Annotated in this window: 21 protein-coding genes and 1 pseudogene; 17 read left to right on the top strand and 5 right to left on the bottom strand. The window is 29.7% G+C overall.

Translation table 4 applies throughout. From position 1 onward, the window contains the following. The first annotated feature begins 20 nt into the window (after positions 1 to 20). From TS70_RS00555 to TS70_RS08240, 4 genes are all read left to right on the top strand, one after another. Positions 21 to 856 (top strand): IS5 family transposase gene (locus TS70_RS00555; protein ID WP_105628856.1). Its coding sequence is split into 2 segments (ribosomal slippage): positions 21 to 417 and positions 417 to 856, totalling 837 coding nucleotides; the frame shifts between segments, so codons are not numbered across the junction. 375 nt (positions 857 to 1,231) lie between these two features. Then, positions 1,232 to 2,761: a hypothetical protein gene (locus TS70_RS00550; protein ID WP_232332193.1), complete on the top strand. Its 1,530-nt coding sequence runs from the start codon at positions 1,232 to 1,234 to the stop codon at positions 2,759 to 2,761. 12 nt (positions 2,762 to 2,773) lie between these two features. Then, positions 2,774 to 3,421 carry a hypothetical protein gene (locus TS70_RS06930; protein WP_232332192.1) on the top strand — a complete coding sequence of 216 codons (648 nt, stop codon included), beginning with the start codon at positions 2,774 to 2,776 and terminating at the stop codon, positions 3,419 to 3,421. 13 nt (positions 3,422 to 3,434) lie between these two features. After that, positions 3,435 to 3,965, top strand: coding sequence for a lipoprotein (locus tag TS70_RS08240; RefSeq protein WP_198049097.1), 531 nt, complete (start codon positions 3,435 to 3,437; stop codon positions 3,963 to 3,965). Between the two features lie 120 nt (positions 3,966 to 4,085). Here TS70_RS08240 and TS70_RS00540 read toward each other — a convergent pair. Continuing rightward, a protein-coding gene (locus TS70_RS00540; RefSeq protein ID WP_105628856.1) for an IS5 family transposase occupies positions 4,086 to 4,921 on the bottom strand; the annotation gives its coding sequence in 2 pieces (ribosomal slippage) (positions 4,086 to 4,525 and positions 4,525 to 4,921; 837 coding nt in all). Between the two features lie 69 nt (positions 4,922 to 4,990). Here TS70_RS00540 and TS70_RS00535 point away from each other — a divergent pair. The 7 genes from TS70_RS00535 to TS70_RS00505 all read left to right on the top strand — a co-directional run bounded on the left by TS70_RS00535 (position 4,991) and on the right by TS70_RS00505 (position 12,501). Next, on the top strand, positions 4,991 to 5,347 hold the full coding sequence (locus tag TS70_RS00535) for a hypothetical protein (RefSeq protein WP_198049096.1): 357 nt from the start codon (positions 4,991 to 4,993) through the stop codon (positions 5,345 to 5,347). Between the two features lie 269 nt (positions 5,348 to 5,616). Beyond that, a complete protein-coding gene (locus tag TS70_RS00530) occupies positions 5,617 to 6,021 on the top strand; it encodes a hypothetical protein (RefSeq protein ID WP_198049095.1) in 405 nt (134 codons plus the stop codon). A 103-nt stretch (positions 6,022 to 6,124) separates the two neighbouring features. Beyond that, complete coding sequence (gene uvrB / locus TS70_RS00525) at positions 6,125 to 8,089, top strand: excinuclease ABC subunit UvrB (RefSeq protein WP_198049094.1); 1,965 nt, start codon at positions 6,125 to 6,127, stop codon at positions 8,087 to 8,089. A gap of 39 nt (positions 8,090 to 8,128) precedes the next feature. Further along, positions 8,129 to 9,052 carry an HPr(Ser) kinase/phosphatase gene (gene hprK / locus TS70_RS00520; protein ID WP_198049093.1) on the top strand — a complete coding sequence of 308 codons (924 nt, stop codon included), beginning with the start codon at positions 8,129 to 8,131 and terminating at the stop codon, positions 9,050 to 9,052. A gap of 17 nt (positions 9,053 to 9,069) precedes the next feature. After that, a complete protein-coding gene (locus TS70_RS08235) occupies positions 9,070 to 10,275 on the top strand; it encodes a prolipoprotein diacylglyceryl transferase family protein (protein ID WP_198049092.1) in 1,206 nt (401 codons plus the stop codon). Further along, positions 10,259 to 11,200 (top strand): thioredoxin-disulfide reductase, encoded by a 942-nt coding sequence (trxB, locus tag TS70_RS00510; protein WP_040094230.1) that lies wholly within the window; start codon positions 10,259 to 10,261, stop codon positions 11,198 to 11,200. Before TS70_RS08235 ends, trxB begins: the two co-directional genes overlap by 17 nt. Positions 11,201 to 11,265: 65 nt before the next feature. Continuing rightward, positions 11,266 to 12,501: a phosphoglycerate kinase gene (locus TS70_RS00505; protein ID WP_198049091.1), complete on the top strand. Its 1,236-nt coding sequence runs from the start codon at positions 11,266 to 11,268 to the stop codon at positions 12,499 to 12,501. 37 nt (positions 12,502 to 12,538) lie between these two features. On the opposite strand, the gene aguA is transcribed toward TS70_RS00505, so the two are convergent. The 3 genes and pseudogenes from aguA to argF form a co-directional block, all read right to left on the bottom strand. Beyond that, positions 12,539 to 13,627: an agmatine deiminase gene (aguA, locus tag TS70_RS00500; protein WP_198049090.1), complete on the bottom strand. Its 1,089-nt coding sequence runs from the start codon at positions 13,625 to 13,627 to the stop codon at positions 12,539 to 12,541. After that, positions 13,620 to 15,035 carry an APC family permease gene (locus TS70_RS00495; protein WP_198049089.1) on the bottom strand — a complete coding sequence of 472 codons (1,416 nt, stop codon included), beginning with the start codon at positions 15,033 to 15,035 and terminating at the stop codon, positions 13,620 to 13,622. Before TS70_RS00495 ends, aguA begins: the two co-directional genes overlap by 8 nt. A 5-nt stretch (positions 15,036 to 15,040) precedes the next feature. Beyond that, a pseudogene (gene argF / locus TS70_RS00485) lies at positions 15,041 to 16,108 on the bottom strand (ornithine carbamoyltransferase). 267 nt (positions 16,109 to 16,375) lie between these two features. Here argF and TS70_RS00480 point away from each other — a divergent pair. The 4 genes from TS70_RS00480 to TS70_RS00465 all read left to right on the top strand — a co-directional run bounded on the left by TS70_RS00480 (position 16,376) and on the right by TS70_RS00465 (position 21,813). After that, complete coding sequence (locus TS70_RS00480) at positions 16,376 to 16,834, top strand: Lrp/AsnC family transcriptional regulator (protein WP_198049087.1); 459 nt, start codon at positions 16,376 to 16,378, stop codon at positions 16,832 to 16,834. A 91-nt stretch (positions 16,835 to 16,925) separates the two neighbouring features. Then, positions 16,926 to 19,313 (top strand): preprotein translocase subunit SecA, encoded by a 2,388-nt coding sequence (gene secA, locus TS70_RS00475; RefSeq protein WP_198049086.1) that lies wholly within the window; start codon positions 16,926 to 16,928, stop codon positions 19,311 to 19,313. A gap of 71 nt (positions 19,314 to 19,384) precedes the next feature. Then, the gene (gene whiA / locus TS70_RS00470) at positions 19,385 to 20,320 is read left to right on the top strand and encodes a DNA-binding protein WhiA (RefSeq protein WP_127092338.1); all 936 of its coding nucleotides are present in this window, start codon (positions 19,385 to 19,387) and stop codon (positions 20,318 to 20,320) included. Positions 20,321 to 20,400: 80 nt separating this feature from the next. Continuing rightward, entirely contained in the window at positions 20,401 to 21,813 is a 1,413-nt protein-coding gene (locus TS70_RS00465) for an APC family permease (protein WP_198049085.1), read from the top strand. On the opposite strand, the gene TS70_RS08230 is transcribed toward TS70_RS00465, so the two are convergent. After that, entirely contained in the window at positions 21,803 to 22,159 is a 357-nt protein-coding gene (locus tag TS70_RS08230) for a rhodanese-like domain-containing protein (protein WP_040092780.1), read from the bottom strand. The two genes, TS70_RS00465 and TS70_RS08230, sit on opposite strands and share 11 nt — an antisense overlap. Positions 22,160 to 22,276: 117 nt before the next feature. On the opposite strand from TS70_RS08230, the gene tpiA reads away from it, so the two are divergent. Both tpiA and TS70_RS00450 read left to right on the top strand, forming a co-directional pair. Beyond that, on the top strand, positions 22,277 to 23,014 hold the full coding sequence (tpiA, locus tag TS70_RS00455) for a triose-phosphate isomerase (protein ID WP_198049084.1): 738 nt from the start codon (positions 22,277 to 22,279) through the stop codon (positions 23,012 to 23,014). Between the two features lie 305 nt (positions 23,015 to 23,319). Next, complete coding sequence (locus tag TS70_RS00450; RefSeq protein WP_198049083.1) at positions 23,320 to 23,523, top strand: hypothetical protein; 204 nt, start codon at positions 23,320 to 23,322, stop codon at positions 23,521 to 23,523. Positions 23,524 to 23,547 lie beyond the last annotated feature (24 nt).

The raw sequence follows: 23,547 nt of genomic DNA, 5'->3' as shown, positions 1-23,547 counted from the left end.
ATTTATGAGGACATAAAAATATGAACAATAATAAATTTAATACTCTTAATGATAGAGAATGGTTAAGATTAACAGGAATAAAAAAATCCACTTTTAATAAAATGTTAGATATTTTAAAAGTTGCTGAAATAGAAAAATTTAAAAAAGGTGGTAAAACTAATAAATTATCATTAGAAAATAGATTATTGATGACTTTATTATATTGACGAGAATATCAGACTTATTTTCATCTTGGTAAAAGTTTTGATATTAGTGAGGCTAATTGTTATCGTAATATTAAGTGAATTGAAGATATTTTAATTAAAAACTCTGATTTTCAACAACTTGCTGGTAAAAAAGCACTAATAAATGATTATTTTAATGATAAAACTATTATTATTGATGCTACCGAAACTCCAATCCAACGCCCAAAAAAAGACAAAAACAATCTTATTCTGGTAAAAAGAAAAAACACACGATCAAAACACAAGTAATTATCGAACAAGAAACCAAAAAAATTATTGCAACAAGTTTTTCGCTCGGAAAAAAACATGATTATGCTTTATTTAAAGAATCAAAAATCCCAATTTTAAAAAATACCAAATTAATAGTTGATAGTGGTTATCAAGGAATACAAAAAAATCACAATAATGTTCTAATACCTACAAAGAAAACAAAGAAAAACCCTTTAAACAAAGAACAAAAGCAATATAATAGACTAGTTTCAAAAATGAGAATTATTATTGAAAATATTTTTGCTATTCTTAAAAAATTTAAAATTATTACAGAAAAATATCGTAATCGAAGAAAAAGATTTGGTTTAAGATTTAATTTAATTGCCTCAATTTATAATTTACAATTATTATATTTAACATAAAATATTTATTTAAAATTAAATAATTTAAATAATAAATTAATTTTTCGTTGTGGAAAAATATTAAATTTTTAAATAAAAAACATAATTAATTAAAATTATATTTTTCTATTAGTATCTTTTTTACAAATATTTGCAATTTTTTAACAAGTAATGCAAGAAGTCTAATATTAGAATTCATAAGATTAATACTAAGATTGAAGATATTAATCACCAAATTGAAAATCTAGAAGATGAATTACGTTCAATTATTGAACAGCAAAAAGATAAAATTACTAATAAATTTAAATTTGCAAAATATAATGCGGAATTAGTTAAATTAAAAACAAATTATGTTTATGATGATAACCGCGAAGGAATAGATTAGGAGGCTTAGTGATGAAAAACGACGAGTACAAAATAAATAAAAAGAATAACACGGATATTAAACCAAAATTCAGTGATATTTTAAAAAACGAATTACGTGCCTTTTTTGTTGAAAAGCCATTTAATAAAGTAATCGCAATTGTTGGTTGTTTTATGACCTTTATTTATGGATTTTTCTATATTTGAGCCTTCTTTAATCCGTATCAAAATTTGCAAAGAATACCAATGGCAATTGTTAATCAAGATGCTAATGTTTGTATGATTTATAAAGATGATAAAAACTTGCCACCATCAGCTGATGGGACTGATTCATTATTAAATGCAGAAGGAATTTCATTTGATTATACTGTTAATAATCAAGCAGATTGTACTTCACAAGCAAAAATGGTTGGGAAAATAGGTTATTATACAAGTATTTCTGATGAAGCTGTAACAAAATTAAATTTTTACAATGCTGACACTAATCGTTTTACTTATGAATTAAAAGTTGGAAAAGTTGAAGGAGATTATGTTCGCTATTCAGGGCAAAATGTTAGTGAATTAGATAGTAAATATTGAGTTCAAATCCGAATTCCACAAGGATTTACACAATATTTAGCTTCATTAATTGCCAACATGAATAAAGCAAATTATGCTTGCTCTGATGGTTTTGATAGTAACAATGTTTGCAAAGACGGTGACCCAACACATGTTTTACCAGCAACAGAATTAAATGGTATTATTATTAAGGAATTACGTTGATTTGTTCAAAACAGAATTACTTTTTGAGGAACATTTCGCCAGAATTTTGCAAGTGGGATGATTAGTAATTTTTATGGAAATTTAACAAAAGCATTAAGTGCTCAAATTTTACCACAGTTAATGGCTACAACTTTGTTTACAATGTTTAGTTATTATCCACCAAATTCAACAAATCCTAATGATCGAACAATTCAAGAAGCTGATATTAATCGCTTTCTATTTGAATTCATTGATCCATCATTGGTTCCACCAATGGTTATTGCTGGACGCCCAGTTAAATTAAGTGATTATATCCCAGTCCAAAAAAGAGCAATTGCTTTAAAAAATATTTTAGATGTTGCAATTTCAGGAAACTATATTAGTTCAAAAATTGCTGATGAAATTTATCGCTTCTTAACGGGAATTCAACCAATTTCATTAATGCCAATTGTTAATGACTTATTTCAAATTAACAATCCAAAACCAAATTCGGCATTTGACATTGATCTTATAACCCATCAAGTTAAATTTAATCGTAAGGAAATGAATTATACTGAATTTTCAGCAGCATCAAAAAGCTTTACTGAAACAGGTTCTAATTTAATAAATATTTTTAAAATGCCATATACTTTAGTTGGAAAACAATATAGTCAATATGGAATTGGGTTAGGAGAAGCATTTATTTTAATTGCAACTTTCATTGGAATCTTTGCTTCAACAATTATTTATAATCGCCGGTCACGGACACCTAATACTAGATTTTATCAACATTATTTATCTAAAATGCTAATTTTACAAGTTAATATGTTTATTCAAGTCTAAATTTTATTATTAATGTTATTGCCAATTGGATTTTGACAGTTAGGATCAGCATTTTGGTTACTATATTTATTCTCACTTTATGTTGGGTTTATCTTTACCTTTATTGTTGGTGGGATATGGTTATCCATTCCTGATGAAGTTTCTTCACGGGTATTAAATATGGTTGTTCTAATGTTTAATTTTGCTTGTGGATGAATTTTATTCCCAGCATTTATGTCAAATTCATTCTACAATGCATTATCAAATATTATGCCACTCACTTATGCAATGCATAATATGGGAAATATTTTTTATGGAATTGCATCAGGGGCGGGACAATTATGATACTATCAAGCAGATATTATTAAAAACTGTTTAGTCTTATTAGCAATGGCTATTATTATGATTGTTATAACATTAGCGACATTACATGTTCGGTTCTTGCGTGCTCATTATGGAACACGTCGAATGAGTGTTATTTATAAAGCAATGACACAAGTTGAAAGTACAGCAGAGTATGCTCATAAAAGAAGTGTGTTATTGATTTTAACAAAAGAGCAGAAAAAAGAAATCAAGGCAAAAGTTAATGAAATATTGTTTACAAATATTAGTGAAAAATATTCTTATACAAAATTAAGTAAAAGACAAATTAAAAAAATGGAACGAAATTCAATTGATTAAGGAGGACCAATAAATGAAAAAATTATTATCATTACTAACAACTTTTTCATTGTCAGCAGCAGTTGGAGTTAATGTTGTTGGTTGCAAGACAAACAATCTTGGTGATTTTCCTGGTAATAATCAAGTTGCGAAGACAGCGGCACCAGCAGTTATCAATGCTGTTAATAACTTTTTAATGTATAATGTTTTATATATTAAAGGTACTTCTGCTGCTGACAGTAAGTTTTATTATAATTATCAAGATATTTTACAGAACCAATGAGAGCGTTATCCTTCGTTAGAGGATCCTTCATTAAATCCATGAATAAACAATGACCAAGGAACAACAGCCGTTAATTCACTAGCGGTGGTGTTATATACTGTTACTTTATTAGGAAATAGTAAGGATAAACCTTCGGGAGTTAATGGTACTGTTGCGAGAATTATGCCCAATAAAAACGGAACATTATTTCAGACCGCACAAAGTTTGGTGCCAACATCAGATTTTATTGATGATACAATAGACTTCTTGCATTACTTGTTAAAAAATTGCAAATATTTGTAAAAAAGATACTAATAGAAAAATATAATTTTAATTAATTATGTTTTTTATTTAAAAATTTAATATTTTTCCACAACGAAAAATTAATTTATTATTTAAATTATTTAATTTTAAATAAATATTTTATGTTAAATATAATAATTGTAAATTATAAATTGAGGCAATTAAATTAAATCTTAAACCAAATCTTTTTCTTCGATTACGATATTTTTCTGTAATAATTTTAAATTTTTTAAGAATAGCAAAAATATTTTCAATAATAATTCTCATTTTTGAAACTAGTCTATTATATTGCTTTTGTTCTTTGTTTAAAGGGTTTTTCTTTGTTTTCTTTGTAGGTATTAGAACATTATTGTGATTTTTTTGTATTCCTTGATAACCACTATCAACTATTAATTTGGTATTTTTTAAAATTGGGATTTTTGATTCTTTAAATAAAGCATAATCATGTTTTTTTCCGAGCGAAAAACTTGTTGCAATAATTTTTTTGGTTTCTTGTTCGATAATTACTTGTGTTTTGATCGTGTGTTTTTTCTTTTTACCAGAATAAGATTGTTTTTGTCTTTTTTTGGGCGTTGGATTGGAGTTTCGGTAGCATCAATAATAATAGTTTTATCATTAAAATAATCATTTATTAGTGCTTTTTTACCAGCAAGTTGTTGAAAATCAGAGTTTTTAATTAAAATATCTTCAATTCACTTAATATTACGATAACAATTAGCCTCACTAATATCAAAACTTTTACCAAGATGAAAATAAGTCTGATATTCTCGTCAATATAATAAAGTCATCAATAATCTATTTTCTAATGATAATTTATTAGTTTTACCACCTTTTTTAAATTTTTCTATTTCAGCAACTTTTAAAATATCTAACATTTTATTAAAAGTGGATTTTTTTATTCCTGTTAATCTTAACCATTCTCTATCATTAAGAGTATTAAATTTATTATTGTTCATATTTTTATGTCCTCATAAATTATATTTTATAATAATATTTTAATAAAAAAGGGTATCGCAAGAAGTCTAATGTATAAAAAAGCAAAAGTTAGTCCTGCTGCAAAAAAAATGTTGATGGGTTACTACCAAATTAGTGGCAAAGCAAAAATTCATGAGTATGGTTATTCAATGTTACCTAATTTAAGTGCTGTTGATTTTGGGTGACTTAAAAAAGATTTTTTCACAACCAATGATAGTGAAGCAGATATTACAAAAGTTGTTATTGCTGAATTAGATAAAGAAAGTAACATTAAAATTGATCCTGCTGAAGTTGAATTAGTTGTTAAAACAAGACCAAGTGGTGGAACTGCCGGTGGGAAATTAGTGGTTGGAACTTACGAACTTACTTTGGAAGCAAAAAAAACGCTAAAACAATTCAGGGATTAGGTAATTTTAAAGTTGATGTTGTTGATAAAGCTAACTTTAAGTTTAATTTAGAAACAATTCCAACAAAATATTTTTCAGTTGATTTAACTGTTGGTAACAAGGTTAGCGATTTAAAAGCAGCGGTTAAAAATTATGTTGAATCATTTGTTGCTCCAGCAGTTGATAAAACCGAAATTGAATATACTGTTGAAAATGAAACTGATGATACAAAAGCATTAACAGTAAAACCATATAAAGTTATTGTGTCAGCAAAAAGCGCGGCTACAACAGTGGATAAAAAATTAGAAATTATAGTTGGAGTTTTAAATAAACCAGTTGTTGACTTAGACTTAACAAAGTTTTCAAATAAAATTCCAGCACCATCATTTTTAAATAGTAATTATAAAGAAAATGACTTAGAAACAGCAGTTAAAGCAGCGGTTTTAAAATGAATGCCACGAGAATATTGCAATGGTGTTACTTTGAATACAACAATTGATGCACGACCAGCTGGTGGTAGTGCTGGTGGTAATTTAGTTGAAGGAAAGTATGCTGTAACAATCACGCCAATTGGTGGTAAAGTTACAGGAACTTATAAAATGAATATTCAAGTTATGAAATTTACAACTAATGAAACAATTGATATTTATTGAGCAGGAGTTGATATTCCAGTTGCCAACATTACGAATGGATAAAAAGTAAAATTAATTTTACTTTTTTTATTTTTAAAATATTTAAAGCGAAGATTGATATAATTAAAGTAGAATAAAAAGAGAGCAGTATAAGGGGAGTGTCATAATGTTTAAACTAATCGCTAATTATTTGCCAGCTGGTGACCAACCATTAGCAATTGAACAATTAACAACAAATTTATTTGCGAGTAAAAAACATCAAGTTTTACTGGGAGCGACTGGGACTGGAAAAACCTTTACGATGGCAAATGTTATTGAAAATTATCAAAAACCAACATTAGTAATGGCTCATAACAAAACATTGGCAATGCAATTATATGTTGAATTAAAAGAAATGTTTCCGGAAAATCGGGTGGAATATTTTGTTTCAAACTTTGACTTTTATCAACCAGAAGCATATGTTCCTAGCAAGGATTTATATGTTGACAAGGATGCTCGTCAAAATATGGAATTAGATATGATGCGTCTAAGTGCTTTTAATGCTTTAACAACGCGTAAGGATGTAATTGTTGTTGCTTCGGTTGCTGCAATTTATGGGGCCCAAGATCCCAACGAATATAAAAAATCTTTTTTTCAAGTTGATCGTAACCAGAAAATTAGTAAAAAAGCGTTAGCAAATTTTTTAGTATCTTCAGGATATGTCCGAAATGATATTGAATTAATTCCAGGTAGTTTCAGTGCAAAAGGAGATGTCATTAAAATTGTTCCGGGATGAAATATTAAAACTTTTATTCGGATTGATTTATTTGGTGATGAGATTGAAGACTTAGCATATATTGATGGGTTAACTGGTGATGTAACACAACGGTTATCAACCTTAACAATTTTCCCGGCACAAGATTATATTACTTCACCAGAACGATTAGCAGAAGCAATCAAACGGATTGAAGCAGAATTAAAAGTTCGCCTAGCAGAATTAGAACAGGAAGGAAAAATTGTTGAAACACAACGATTAAAACAACGGACAGAATATGATTTAGATTCGTTACGAGAAAGTGGAATTTGTTCTGGGATTGAAAATTACTCACGGCATTTAGATTTACGAAGTGAAGGGGAAGCTCCATATACTTTAATTGATTTTTTTGGTGATGATTTTTTAACAATTATTGATGAATCACATATGTCATTACCCCAAATTCGGGCAATGTATAATACTGATCGCAGTCGGAAAGAAACACTAGTTAATTATGGGTTTCGATTAAAAAGTGCGCTAGATAATCGCCCGCTAAATTTTGATGAATTTAATCAAAAATTAAAGAATGTTATTTATGTTTCGGCAACACCAAGTGATTATGAATTAGCATTAGTTAATCAAAAAGTAGTTGAACAAATTATTCGACCAACTGGTTTATTAGACCCAACTGTTGAGGTAAAAGGAACAGTTGGGCAAATCGATGATATTATTGCCCAAGTTAAAAGTCGCCGTGAAAAAAATGAACGGGTATTTATTACAACTTTAACAATTCGAATGTCAGAAGATTTAACAAGTTATTTACAAGAACAAAATGTTAAAGTTGCTTATTTACATAGTGAATTAAAAACATTAGAACGGAGTCAAATTTTATTAGACTTACGAAAGGGTGTTTATGATTGTATTGTTGGTGTTAACTTGATTCGGGAAGGAATTGATATCCCAGAAGTATCACTAATTTGTATTTTAGATGCTGATAAACAAGGTTTCTTACGTAATGAACGTAGTTTAATTCAAACAATTGGACGCGCAGCACGAAATGCTAGTGGGCATGTTATTTTATATGCAGATAATGTTTCTGATGCAATGGAAAAAGCAATGGCAGAAACAGCGCGTCGTCGTCGAATTCAAGACGAGTATAATCAAAAATATCATATTACACCAACGACAATTATTAAAAGCATTCGTGATTATACTAATATTAAACGTCAGGATGATAAATTACAAAAAATTAAAAATAAAAAATCAAAAGAATATAAAACAACAAAAGAAGCATTGCTTCACGATTTGCGAAAAGAAATGTATGAAGCCAGTGAGAAACTTGACTTTGAACGAGCAGCAGAATTACGCGATATTATTATTGAAATTGAGGCAGAATAAAAATTTGTGATAGTATTAAACTACGAGGAGGAACTTAGGGTGGAAAAGTTTATTGTAAAAGATATTGTTGATAGATTTGAATATGAAGTTTTAGCAGGAGCAAAAGGACTTAACCGTGAAGTTAAAGTTTATGGTCTTAATTGTCCGGGGTTAGAGTTAGCAGGATTTGATTTTGAAAAAAATAATAGTAACCGTCGGGTAGTTTTATTATCAAATAAAGAGCAATTATTTGTTAATACATTAACTGATGAGATAAAAAAAGAACGTTATGAATATATTTTAAATGAAAACATTCCAATGATTATTTTGACAGAAAAGTTTACGGATAAAGTATTATTAACAATTGCCGACAAGCATGATTGTCCGGTTGTTTTAGCAAAAAATATTACCACAAGTCGTTTGTATCAAGTTGTCCTAGAATTTTTTGATGAACACTTTGCTCCAATAGTGGAAGAACATGCGTCATTAATTAATATTTTTGGGAAAGGAATTTTATTAAAAGGAAAATCTGGCATCGGAAAATCTGAGATGACATTAGAATTAGTTAAAAAAAATCATTTATTTGTTGGTGATGATCGGATTATTATTCAACAACGAAATAATAAGTTGTATGGGCAATCACATGAAATGTTAAAAAATTTAATTGAGGTTCGTGGTTTAGGGATTTTAGATTTAAGCAAAATTTATGGCTTACAAGTTTTATTAGATGAAACAACAATTGATTTAGTAATTGAATTGATTCATCTTGAGGATGAGCAATATAAATCAATCGACCGTCTTGGCTCAGAATATAAATATATTAAAATTTTAGATACACAAGTTCCAATTGTAACAATTCCCGTTACGTATGGACGAAATGTTAGTGAATTAGTTGAAACAGCTGTTTCAAAATTAAAATTAGAAGCAGCTGGTATCTCTTCAATGAAAACATTACAAGATCGTTTTAAAAAATATTCAAAATAGAAAAAGGAGTAGGGCTGGTGAATTTAGGAACATGAATTGCCCATGATACGTATGGGAATTGATTTCGACCATATTGATTTTTAATTTTTTGTGGCTTTGCAATTACAATTATTTTGTTGTGAGTTAATTTTCGTAAACGCCATATTCCCACCCAAGGATTATATTTAGGAATCTTTGTTATTTCACCAATTGCTTTATTAGGAGCTAGTTTTTTTGGAAAATACGATGCTAAGAATCCAATTTTCTTTTTTACGTTATTTGCGTTTTGACAACCAGGAATGAGTATTCATGGTGGTTTAATTTTTGGTTTAATAACCGGGTGAATTTGATTTGGATTTGAATCACGGAAACATAATATTTCCATTTGAGTTTATGCTGATTTAATTGTTCCAAATATTTTATTAGCACAAGCAATTGGGCGTTGAGGTAATTTTTTTAATCATGAGTTATTGGGAGCAGCTGTTGCACGAGAGCAATTAATGTGACTACCAAGTTTTATTCGCGACAATTTGTTTAAATGATATGTTCCTGATCCAATCCCAAATAATTTTTACCCAACACAAGCGGTCGGAATTGGTGGTGGTCCTGTTGATCCAACTGATTTTAATAATGTGCAATATTTTCAACCAATTTTTTTATATGAATCATTTGCTAATATTTTATTATGAATTTTAATTGTGATTGCATTACCATTAATATTTCGTTATAGTTATTATTGACGGTTTAAAAAAGAAGAACCCGATTTTACGAAACTATCGTGAAAAGGGATTTGAGCAAAATGATATTATGATATTAAACCTGACCCAATGATAGTCAATAACCTATCACAGGAGGTAAATTTAAAAAAAGTTTATTTTAAAAATAAACATAAAATGACAAAAAAACAAGTAATGAAAACTTACTTTAAATATCACGGTGCACGTTTAAAACAAATTTTAAAAGCTGATAAACGAGAGTTAGAAAAAGTAGAAAATCCCCATCGATTAAAGATTTTCCGTTGTGGGATCCAAACAGGAATGTACCTTGCTGGTTATAATATTATTCGGATAATTTTAGAAACACAACGTGATGATCATGATTTATTTATTAAAAATATGCGGATCCTTGATTATGTTATTCTTAGTTTAATGATTGGGATTGGTTTAATTTTAATATTATTTGCACAGTGAATAGCTGTTATGAAATGAAGAAAAGGCGGATGATTGTATGAAAAACAATACTAATGAAATATATGATATATTAATCATTGGTGCAGGACCAGGGGGGATAACTGCTGCAATTTATGGGGCACGGGCAATGGCTAAGATTGCAATGATTGAAAAAGGGGCTCCAGGAGGAAAAATAACAAAAACCAGTGAAATTGAAAATTATCCGGGGTTTGATAGTATTCAAGGCCCAGATTTAGCATTAAAAATGTTTGAACAAACCCAAAAATTAAATATTCCCTATTTAGCAGAACGCGTAACAAATATTACTAAAAAAGATAATTTATTTGAATTAGATTTATTATCAGGTAAAAAATTATTTGCAAAAGTAGTAATTGTGGCAACTGGAACTGTTGAACGAAAATTGGGAATTCCTGGGGAAATTGAATTAAATAGTCGTGGTGTTTCGTACTGTGCTGTTTGTGATGGTGCTTTATATCGAGGAAAAGATGTCGTTGTTGTTGGTGGTGGTTATGCTGCAATTGAAGAAGCAATGTATTTAGCACGGTTTGTTAATAAAGTTTATTTGATTCATCGTCGTGACCAATTCCGTGCGGATATGAACATTGTTAATAAAGCAAAGGCTAACCCTAAAATTGATTTTATTGTTGATAGCATTGTAACAGAAATTAAAGATGTTGATGCAAATCGGGTAACAGCAATTGTTGTCAAAAATGTTAAAACTGATGAAATAACAGAATTAGAAGTTAGCGCAGTCTTTCCATATATTGGTGCAATTCCAATTAGTGATTTTGCAAAAAATTTAGATGTCTTAGATGAAAATGGATACTTTATTGTTGATAATAAATGTTTAACAAAAGTGCCGGGGTTATATGCAGCTGGTGATGTGACGAATACAACATTGCGTCAAATTGCAACAGCTGTTAGTGACGGGGCAAAAGCAGCGCAATTTGCCTTAGAATATCTTGATAATTGCTGTTAAAAGGAAAAATTTACGATAAGATATATATTAGATAAAGCACAAAAGAAAGTGAGAAAGTAGTTATTATGAATAAAAAAGAATTAAAAGATGTTCAAATTAATGGGAAAAAAGTTTTAGTTAGAGTTGATTTTAATGTGCCAATGAAAGATGGGCAAGTAACAAATGATAATCGAATCACAGCAGCATTACCAACAATTAAATATTTGCTAGAGCATCAGGCAAAAGTTATTTTATTTTCACATTTGGGAAAAGTAAAAACAGTAGCTGATTTAGAAAAATGTGACATGGCGCCGGTTGCTAAAGTTTTGGAACAAAAGTTAGGACGACCAGTTAAATTTGTTGATGCTTTTGAAGGAAAAGAATTAGAAGCAGCAATTAATGAAATGCAAGAACAAGATGTTATTTTATTTCAAAATACCAGATTTGCTGACATTCTTGATAAAGATGGGCAAGTTAGTGTTGATGATAATGGCAATGCAACTGCAAAACGTGAAAGTAAAAATGATACAGCATTAGGAAAATATTGAGCGAGTTTAGGTGATGTTTTTGTTAATGATGCTTTTGGAACAGCGCATCGTGCTCATGCTTCAAATGTCGGGATTGCTTCAAATATTAAGGAATCATGCTTAGGATTTCTAGTTGAAAAAGAAGTAAAAATGTTATCACAAGGAGTTGATAATTCAGTTAAACCATTTGTTGCAATTATTGGTGGGGCTAAAGTTTCAGATAAAATTGGTGTAATTGAACATTTATTAACAAAAGCGGATAAGATTTTAATTGGTGGGGGAATGGCATATACTTTTTTTGCCGCCCAAGGTCATAACATTGGAAATTCATTATTAGAAGCTGATAAAATTGATATTGCAAAAGAGTTTTTAGCAAAAGCTAATGGGAAAATTATTTTACCAATTGATGCGTTAGAAGCACCAGAATTTGCTGATGTTCCAGCAAAAGTTACTAACGGAGTTGAGATTGATGAAGGTTATATGGGCTTAGATATTGGGCCAAAAACAATTGAGTTGTTTAAAAAAGAGTTAGCTGGTGCTAAAACAGTTGCTTGAAACGGACCAATGGGAGTGTTCGAATTTAGTAACTATAGTATTGGAACAAAAGCTGTTTGTGAATCAATTGCCAAATTAAAAGATGCTTTTACCCTAATTGGTGGTGGTGATTCAGCGGCTGCTGCAATTCAGTTGGGTTATAAAGATAAATTCACCCATATTTCAACTGGTGGTGGGGCAAGCCTAGAATATATGGAAGGTAAACCGTTACCGGGAATTGAAGCTGTTCAAAATAAATAGGACATAAAAAACGACAACATTGTCGTTTTTTTCTTTGTTAAAGTTGTTGTTGTGTAATACAGTGAATGTTTCCACCACCCAATAAAATTTCATAAGCATAAATTATTTCAATCTTATGATGTGGGAAAGCAGTACTAATAATATCAATTGTTTGTTGATCGGTTGCTAAATTAAAGATTGGTAAAATGATTGCACCATTAGTGATGTAGAAATTAACATAACTACCAGCTAAGCGGGTATTTTCTAATCGTGCTTTAACATGTTCTTTGTCAACAATATCACTAGTATCTTCTCTTGTTGTATACATTGGTGTTGGAATTGGCAATTTAATTACTTTAATTTTACGACCCATTGCATCAGTTGTTGTTTCTAGCACTTTGAGGGCAGCAAGACTACGTTCATATTGGGGATCATTTTGATCATCAGTTCAGGCCAAGAGAACGGTTCCTGGTTTAACAACACAGCACATATTATCAATGTGGCCACTTGTTTCATCATTGAAAATTCCGTAGGGTAATCAAATTACTTTTTTAATATTTAAGTATTGTTTTAAAGCTGCTTCAATTTCTGCTTTTGATAAATCTGGATTACGATTAGGATTTAATAAACATTCTTCTGTCGTATATAAGGTTCCTTCACCATCAACATGAATACTACCTCCTTCTAAAACAAACGAAGTACGATAACGATCAATGCTTAAATAAGCACATACTTCAGCGGCAATTTTATCATCATTATCCCATGGAAAGTATAAGCCACCATTTAAACCTCCTCACGCATTAAAGACTCAATCAACGGCACGGACATTACCACTTTTGTTTTTTAAAAAGGCTGGACCAATATCACGCATTCAGGCATCGTCGTTTTCGAAGATTAAAATTTTAATGGTTGGATTCAATAATTTTTTGGCAATTTCTTTTGTTCGTGGCGAAGTAATCATTCTTACAGGCTCATATTTATTAATTGTATTAGCAACTTTTGCATATACAATTTGTGCGGGCTCAGCATTTTTTCGTCAATTATCAATTCGTTCCGGGAAAACCATTCAACAGCCTTGGTGTGGTTCGAATTCTCCGGGCATATAATATTCATCATCTTGCGGTATTGTTTTTAATAACTTATTCATGTTGTTGTGTTCCTCCTTTTTTATGTTTTCATTTGTTGTAACTAATTAAGATTTCTCCAACAATAATGACGATAATGCTCCCAACAATACAAAAGGTAACGTGTTGTCCGCCACTATTGAAAGCTCAGGTGTCATTCTTAACAATAATACTACCAAAAATAAACAAAATAACAGAAATAATAATAATGGTTGGAAGTAAAACAATAATTCATTGAACTCATAGGGGTCCTTTAATTTTAAATGACCGTTCAATATTAGGCTTGCTAAGCCGTAATTTAATATAGGCAGGAAAGATTAAAAAGTAAGGGGCTAAAAACATCAGCGATGAAAAAGCATATAAGGTTCAAAATAGGTTTGCAACATTTGGTGTTGCTGATAGCATTGCTCCGCCAATTAAAATAACAATAGTTGAAATAATACCGGTAATAATTGATGCTCATAATGGTGTATCATTTTTTAATTTAGAAGCAAAGATGCTTGGAAATTCACCGTCTTCAGCCGCCTCTTTAATTGCTAAGTTTGCGCCAGATGTTCAAGTAAGCATTGTTCCAAAGAAAGTAAACAAGATAAAAATAGCAACAATCATTGTGATTCATGGTGCTTTAAAAGCAGCACCAATTGATTGGATAATTCCATTTGCTTCATCAAGGTGGTTAACATTAACAATAATGTTAACAGCGGCGGTTCCAATTAAATAACAAATAATGATAATAATTCCACTAATTAAAATACTTTTTGGAATTGTTTTTTGGGGATTATCAATTTTATCAGTAGCATTACTTTGTAATTCAAAGCCAGAAAAATTATAAATAATAACTGGCAGAAAGATAACACCTGTTGATCAGGAAGGTAAAAAACCAAATTTTGCATCATTAATTAGAGTTGAAACTGGATGCCCATTTGCTAATCAGTAAATTGCACCCACAATTAAGGCAACAGTTACAATTAATTTTGCGACTGATGTTAAATTTGGAATTCATTTTAGTTTCTCTAATCGAATAAAATTTAATACGATTATAATTCAAGTTAGCAATAAGGCAATTCCAATTTGAATTCAAAAGTTTAGCGTATTATTAAAAAAGGCAAATGATAAGGTACTTGAAAAAGCTAAGTAAACAGATGACATTCATAGTCCAACGTTAATTCAATATAACCAATTTGTTCGTGCAGCTCATTTTCGTCCAAACGCTTTTTTCACTCAAACATACATTCCACCTTCAGCACCAAAGGTAGAACTTAATTCAGCACTAATAAAACCATAGGGAAGAAAATAAAAGATTGCGAGTAAAAATCAATAAATAATTGATGATCATCCAATTTTTGCAGCAGCAGCAAATGAGTCAAGGACAAAAATGGCACTAAAGGTAAAAAGGATAATATCAGTTATTTTTAATTTCTTTGTTTTCATAAAGATTATTCTTGATGATTAAAAGTATAACGTTGTTTTCACGGACACTGAATATTATCTAATCAACTAGTAATATCACCACTATGATAAATTTTTGTAGATTCTGTGGCAATATCGAGGCGTGGATAGATAAAGTAAACTAACAAGACCAGTTGGGCAGTTAAACGGTTTTCAGCTTGTTGAAAAACAATTGATTGAGTTCCATCAATAACTTCATCCATAACTTCAATGTTTCGTGAAGCTGGCAAACAGTGCATAAATCTTGCTTGTAATCCCGATTTTGCCATTAGGGCATTAGTAATTTGATAAGTTGGTTTAAAGGCTTTTACACGTTCGTCTGCTTCATCTTCTTGGTCAACTCATTATCATAAATCGGTATAAATAATATTGGCATCTTTAACATAATTTAAATCTTCCGTAATTAAAATACTACCGCTATTGTTTTCTTTAATGTTTGCTTTGGCAATATCAATTCACTCTGGTGGTGATTGATATTTTTTCGGGGCAATATAAACAAAGTTCATTCCCATTTTTGTCGTAATGTGCATTAACGAACTACAAACATTAGTTCGATCACCAATAAAAACAATTTTTAATTTGCTAAAGTCATTATTCAAATACAAGGTTGGGTCAGTGTGTTCTAAGATCGTAAATAAATCACATAAGGCTTGTGTCGAATGATTATAATCACTTAGGCCGTTAAAAACAGGAACATCAGCATTTTTGGCAATTGCCGTTACTGTTTCGTGTTTTCAAGCCCGAATTAAAATTCCATCAGTCATATGTGATAAAACTTTAATTGTGTCATAAAGAGACTCTTTTTGGCCAAGATGAATTTCTCTAGGTTTTAAATATTGTGTATGTCCGCCCAATAATGTCATTGCTGCTTCAAAAGAAACCCTTGTTCTTGTTGAAGGTTCTTCAAAAATCATTGCTAATGTTTTATTTTGTAATAAGGGTGGAATTGCACCATTATAACGAGCAGTTTTTAGTTTTTTCATTAGCGTTAATAAATCCAAGATTTCATTCTTACTAAAATCTTGTGTATCAATAAAATGTCGTAATTGATTCATTGTAATTCTCCTTTCTTTGCTTTTATTATATTTTTCTCGCAACATTTTACAAATTAAGATTCCAATTATTTTATAATTAATTAGGAAAAAATGGATTTTTTTTCGGAAATAAGTTAATATTAAGGCATAAAAAAGGACATTAAAGGATTTTAATCAGTAGCATTAACATTTTAATTATAAAATAATGGTTAAAATAAGGACCTATTGGAATGAAATCAGGTTATTTTGTTTTTTTAATTAAAATTGAGAGGTAATAGTATAATTAGATTGGATGAAATAGAATGGGATATTATTGGGCAGTTGCAAAAAGATAGTCGCATTTCAATACGCAAAATTAGTAAAACAATTAATATTTCTGAAAAAACAATTCGTATGCGAATTAATAAGCTAATGGGGCAAAATATTATTAAACCTATTTGTATTGTTAACCCAAATGCTTTTGGTTATGTTAATTTTGTTGATATTTTTTTTAAAATTGAGCATGATGTTGATATTAAAGTTTTACAAGAATGATTACATAATAAAATTTATGTTTCATACTCATCACGTCATTGACACGACCAAGACTTTGCAATTCAATGTTGGTTTCAGTCAGGAAAAGAAATGATTAATTTTATTAGTGAATTAGAGAGTTATCCTGGTGTTTTAGATGTTAAGTATTATTTAATAAGTGAGATTTTATGAGATTCTTATTCATGAAAACCAGAGGATAAGAATTATCGCTAATTAACATTGTGCAATAATTATGCGAACATTATTTTTTATGATAGAATAAAAATGATTATTTATAATTGTGTAGAATAGAGGAGATAGTTGCATGGCAGTTAGCGACCGTAATATTGTAAAAAAACATGGAAAAATAGCAGATAAGATTATAGCCTTAGATGGAGCAATGCAAGCATTGTCTGATGAAGCATTAAAAGCAAAAACAGCTGAATTTAAAGAGAAATTAGCACAAGGTGCAACATTAGATGACATTTTAGTTGAGGCCTTTGCGGTGGCACGGGAAGCAGCGCGTCGTATTTTAGGTTTGCATGCTTATCGTGTTCAATTAATTGGGGGAATTGTTCTACATGAAGGTGATGTTGCGGAAATGAAAACCGGGGAAGGGAAAACCTTAACTGCCTTAATGCCAACATATTTAAATGGTTTAACTGGGAAAGGAGTCCATGTTGTTACTGTTAATGAATATTTATCAAAACGGGATTCCGAGATTAATGGTCAAGTGTTTTCATTTTTAGGTTTAACAGTAGGGTTAAATACTCGTAGTGGAAATAAAGATGAAAAGAGAAAAGCCTATAGTTGTGATATTACTTATACAACTAACGCTGAATTAGGGTTTGATTATTTACGTGATAATATGGTTAAAAACTTTAGTGATAAAGTACAACACGGATTAAACTATGCTATTATTGATGAGGCTGATTCAATTTTAATTGACGAATCAAGAACACCATTAATTATTTCGGGAGGTCACCAAAATCGAATTCCACAATATCAAGCAACTGATCATTTTGCAAAATCATTGGCACGCAAAAATGATCTTGAAATTGATTTAGAAACAAAACAAGTGTATTTAACGCCAGAGGGAATTTCAAAAGCAGAAAAGATTTTTTCAATTAATTCATTATTTGATATTAAAAATACCGAATTATATCATTTAATTTTAAATGCTTTAAAAGCTAACTTTGTTTTTAAAAATGGAGTTGAGTATGTTGTTCAAAATAATGAAATTATTTTAATTGACCAGTTTACTGGACGGTTAATGCCTGGACGGGCATATAGTGATGGTTTACAACAATCATTACAAGCAAAAGAACATGTTGAAATTGAACAAGAAACAGTAACAATGGCAACAATCACTTATCAAAACTTTTTCTGTTTATATAATAAATTAAGTGGAATGACCGGAACGGCAAAAACAGAAGAAGAAGAGTTTGTTAAAATTTATAATATGCGAGTAATTCAGATTCCAACTAATCGCCCCTTAATTCGTCGTGATGAAGCAGACTATATGTTTGCAAATCGTGATGCAAAAATGCAAGCAATGATGAAAGAAATTCTGACTTTACATGAAAAAGGACAACCAATTCTAATTGGGACAACTTCGGTTGAATCATCAGAAATTGTTTCGCATTATTTACGAAATGCTAATTTAAAATTTGAAATGTTAAATGCTAAGAGCCATGAACGAGAAGCGGATATTATTGCGGAAGCTGGAGAAAAGGGGGTAATTACCTTAGCAACAAATATGGCTGGTCGGGGAACGGACATTAAATTAGGTGCAGGAGTAACAGAACTTGGTGGCTTGGCCGTGTTTGGTGTTGAACGAAATGAAGCTCGTCGGATTGATAATCAGTTACGAGGACGTTCAGGACGACAAGGTGATCCCGGATTTTCGCGTTTTTATGTTGCAATGGATGATGAGTTAATGATGCGTTTTGGTGGTGATTGCCTACGCCGCATTTTTGCAAGATTAGGATCAGACTTTATCCAATCACGAATGTTAACAAGAGCAATTTCAAATGCACAAAAAAAAGTTGAAGGAATGAATTTTGATCAACGAAAACACATTTTAGATTATGATAATGTTTTAGCACAACACCGTGAAGCAATGTATGCTCGTCGTGATCAAATCTTAACAGCTACTGATTTAAAACCAATTATTAAAAAGATGCAGTATTCAGCAGCATATGATTTAACAAAAATGTTTGGAAATCAATCACATGGTGAGTGATTTATTTATTATGATGAATTAATTAAAGGTGTTAATGATAAAGTTGTTGCAAATAATGTGTTAGATAAAACAGTAATGGAAAAAATGACGCGAGAGGAAGTTGCAAAATATCTTGCTGAAAAAATGAATGGCTTTTATCGGGCGCGAACAGAAGATGTTCCTGTTGATGTGATGAACCAAATTGAACGAAATGCGATTATTTCTTCGTTTGATGAATATTGAACAAAGCACATTGATCAAGCAAGTAAATTACGAAGTGGGATTTATTTACGTAGTTATGCCCAAACTAATCCGCTTCATGCTTATGTTGAAGAAGCGGCAAAATTATTTGAACATATGCAATTATCAATTGCCCATGAAGTTGTTATTAAATTAGCAAATGTTGTAATCCGAAAAGTTGAGGATGGGGGAATTGAACCAATACAAGATTCTGAACAAGAGGTTCGCGAATTTAAACAAAAAGGTTAATTGTCCAAACCACTATGCCAAGCTAGTGGTTTTTTCTGTACTATTAAACGAGAATTAAAAGAGGGATAAAAATGAGTTTTGCGTTAGAAGTTAAAGAGGAAATTGTTAAAAAAGAATTTGACCTAATTTGTCAAAAAGCTTTTCTATGTGGTTTTGTTAAATATAATATGACATTAAATATTAGTAACCATTATTTTAATTTTGAAGTTAGTTCAATTAGTAACGCAATTATTCGAACAATTTATATGTTTCTTAAAAACTTATACCACGTTGAAATTGACATTATTATTATGCAAACAACAAAATTAAAGAAACATAAAACGTTTATTCTGCGGATTAAAGAACGGGCAGCTGAAATTTTAAAAGACTTAAATATTTTTGACGCTGACACTAACGAAAAGATTATTACAATTCCAGTTGATTGAAGTGAACGTCAACAACGTGCTTATATTGCGGGGATTTTTGTTGCGTGTGGTAGTGTTAATTCCCCTGAAACAAGTAACTATCACTTAGAGGTACAGTTTATTGATGAAATTTCCGCACAAACTTTTCGTAAATTATTACATAAATTTCATTTTCCTTTTAAAATAATTATGCGACATGATAAATATGTTTGTTATCTTAAGAAATCAATTTTAGTTTCTGATTTTCTAAAATTAATTGATGCAATTAATAGTGTTTTAGTATTTGAAAATACCCGCATTTCGCGCGATATGGTAAACAGTATTAATCGGTTAAATAATGTTGAGATTTCAAATCAACAGAAGGCAATGAAAGCTGGAGAAGAACAGGCCGTTATGATTAATTATTTGTTGGATCATAATTTATTTGATGAACTAAATGATAATACTCGAAAAGTTGCATTATTACGGGTTGCTTATCCTGATGCATCATTACAAGACCTTTCACTATTATTAGAAAGTGAACATAATTTAGAAATTTCAAAGTCGGGAGTTAATCATTTGTTCCGTGAAATTAAGAAAAAATATTATGAAAACCAAAAATAAGATATGCTATAATTTACTTATCTTTTTTTATAAGATATGTTTATTGAAGGTTATGTATTTGAAAATGGAGGAAAAAAATTATGGGAAAAACGAAAAAATATGTTAAGTTCTTTGAATTTTTAACTGTTTTTTCAACGGCTGTTGGAATTACAATCGGAATTGGGATTTATTTAAAAAATGATACTTCTGAGGGCCATGTTTTATATTTTACTCAAAATCCATATTTAGCAATTGCCCTATGAATTTTAGTTGGAATTTTAGGAATTGCGATGATTATGGTTTTTATTGAAATTGCTTCCATTAACACAAAGAGTGGTAATGGAACATTAGCATCATGAGCCAATGTCTTAATTGGTCGTAAGGTTGGAAGTTTGTTTTCAATTTTTTATATATTTTTTTATTTTCCAATCTTACTAGGAATTTTTCCAATTTTTAGTATTAATGCAATGTTTGATGCGTTAGAAGTAACGAGTATTACGAAGGGAACACAAAATGCAATTGCAATTAGTGTGGGTAGTATTCTTTTAATTTTGTTTTACTTATTAAATATTTTTTTACGAAATGTTGGAAAATGAGTACAAACAATCGGGACTTTTGTTAAATTTATTCCACTAGTGGTAAGTTTAATTCTTGGATTTATTATTCCAATGAGTGGTAACGTGTTTGATACTTTTAAAGAATTAAAATTTGGGAATTTCTTTATGGGTCTTTTGCCGGTGTTATTTTCTTTTGATGGCTTTATTTATGCCGCCGGATTACAAAAAGAAGTTTCTAACAAAAATGTTGTCCCAAAAGCATTATTTGTGGCAATGGTTTTTATTACGGTTTTTTACTTGATTCAAGTTATTTCATTATTTTTAGGAACAAATGATGGAAGTGTTTTTAGTTTATTTAATAACATTATTAGTGGACCAATTGCTCGTATTTTAACTTGATTTATTGTTATTACCGCATTAATGAGTATTAACGGTTTAACATTTGTTTCACCAGCATTGGGACAAACTGTTCAAGATGAACGTCTTGTCTACATTGGTAAAAGAGAACTAAGTTATCAACAAATTGGTTTAATTCAAATGACAATTACAGTTAGTTTTAACTTAATTATTATGGAAACTAGTTTAGCAGTCAAAGATGATCCGCTTTATTTGTTAGATATCTCTTCAAATGCTGTTAGTTTTGTTGCTTTTATTTGTTATATTAGTTTAATTGTTGCAGTATGAGTAAATCGTTATACAAAGCGGGTTGAAGTAACAAAAGTAAAAGGAATGTATTACTATGCTGGTTTTGCGATCTTCTTGTTAGTAGTTTCAATTTGCTATATTATTTATAGTTTTGTTGCTTTTAAAAGTAATCACAATACCTTATATAGTTTAATAATTATTGTTGGAGGAAGTTTAATTTTGTGAGGAATTAATGAATTATTATTAAGCAAAACAGCGCCTCCAGTTCCATACCAAATAAAAACTCCAATGATTAATAAAATTAATCAATAGGGTTATAAGTTAAGATTTTATCAAGTTCATCAGTGTGGTGAACTTTTTTTCAGCCGCCCATCAAAATATAAACTTTAAAATTATGTTTTTTTAGCAAACGATATAAGTCAAGATGTGAATGACCTGCACTTGAAATAAAAAGGATTTTTTTATCTTTAATAACTTTTTTTGAATAAATTAAACGGAACAAATGATGAGGAATATTAATACTATTAGTAATATGACTTTCAAGTCATTCTTCTTTTGGGCGAACATCTATAATTAATCATTTTTCAGAATTATTAATTTTTGGTAATTTTTTAATTGATTTTGTATTGTATTTCATTTGAAATGCTGAAAAAAACATCTTTTCACCTCTTTGTAATATATTATAACATTAAGAAAGTTATTATTTTACTAGGAAATCTATAAAATTTAAGTATATAATTAAAATGTTATTATAGAAAAGAAACGAGGGAAAAAAATGCGAAAACCAATTATTATTGGAAACTGAAAAATGCATAAGACAACGAGTGAAACAATTGAATTTTTAAAACAAGTTGATGCTGCTTGTGCTAATCTGACATTAGAAGCAGGAGTAGCAGTACCATATGTTAATTTAGCTGTTGCAAAACAACATGCCAAAAATTTAATTATTGCGGCGCAAAACTGTCATTATGAAGATTTTGGGGCCTTTACTGGTGAAATTTCAGTTGATATGTTAGAAGATTTAAAAATAACACATATTATTATTGGGCATTCTGAGCGTCGTCAAATGTTTAATGAAACCGATGAAACTGTTAATTTAAAAGCAAAAAAATTATTAGCAAAGGGAATGATTCCAATTATTTGTTGTGGTGAAACATTACAACAATATGAAAATAATGAAACTCAACAAATTGTTGAAAATCAAATTGCAAAAGCTTTTCAGGGAATTGATTTGGAAGATGCAAAAACAGTTGTTATTGCTTATGAACCAATTTGAGCAATTGGAACTGGAAAAACAGCAACTGCTGAAATTGCTCAAAAAGTTTGTGCGATAATTCGTACTAAAATTGCTGCGCTTTATGATGAGGTAGTAGCAAGTGTAATTCGAATTCAATATGGTGGTAGTGTTAAACCAGATAATATTAAGGAATTATTAGCACAACCTGATATTGATGGTGCTTTAGTTGGGGGAGCTAGTTTAGAACCACAAACTTTCTTAGGATTAGTAAAATAAGGAGGAATAAAAAGGGACTGAATAATTTTTGCCAGTTCTTGTTTTTGAATCCGATGCGTTAAAATAAAAAAAGTTATATTTTAAAAATATAACTTTTATTTTGAAAAATGATTAATTAGATTCTAACTATTTTTAACTATAATTAAATTTATTAAAATTATAAGCTTTTAAAAATAGGAATAAGTTTGAGAAATTAAATAATTTCTCAAACTTATTCTATTGTTTTTTTGTATAATAGTAAAAATCTTGTTTTTTAGGAAGGCAATTTGGTAAAAGATGGTAAATTATGTTAAAAAACTATTAATTTGTTAAATGGAACTGTTCTTACTCTTAATGATGTTAATGTTTCAGTAAAACCAGATGAACATTCTGCTAATTATAGTAAAAGGGTTATAACTCTAGCTCTTAAGGCTGGATCACGCTTATTTGAAATTAGTGATGGTAAAGCAAAAAAAAATAACAAAGAAAGTAAATTATCTAGTATCAACTCAATTTGATATTGATTCTAATAATCACAATGCGTTGGAATAATA

Origin of the sequence: Spiroplasma sp. hyd1 (genome assembly GCF_016082235.1) — a bacterium.
In the GTDB taxonomy this organism is placed as follows: domain Bacteria; phylum Bacillota_I; class Bacilli_A; order Mycoplasmatales; family Mycoplasmataceae; genus Spiroplasma; species Spiroplasma poulsonii.
Note: the sequence above shows the minus strand (reverse complement) of the source record. Positions and strands in the feature narration are given on the sequence as shown.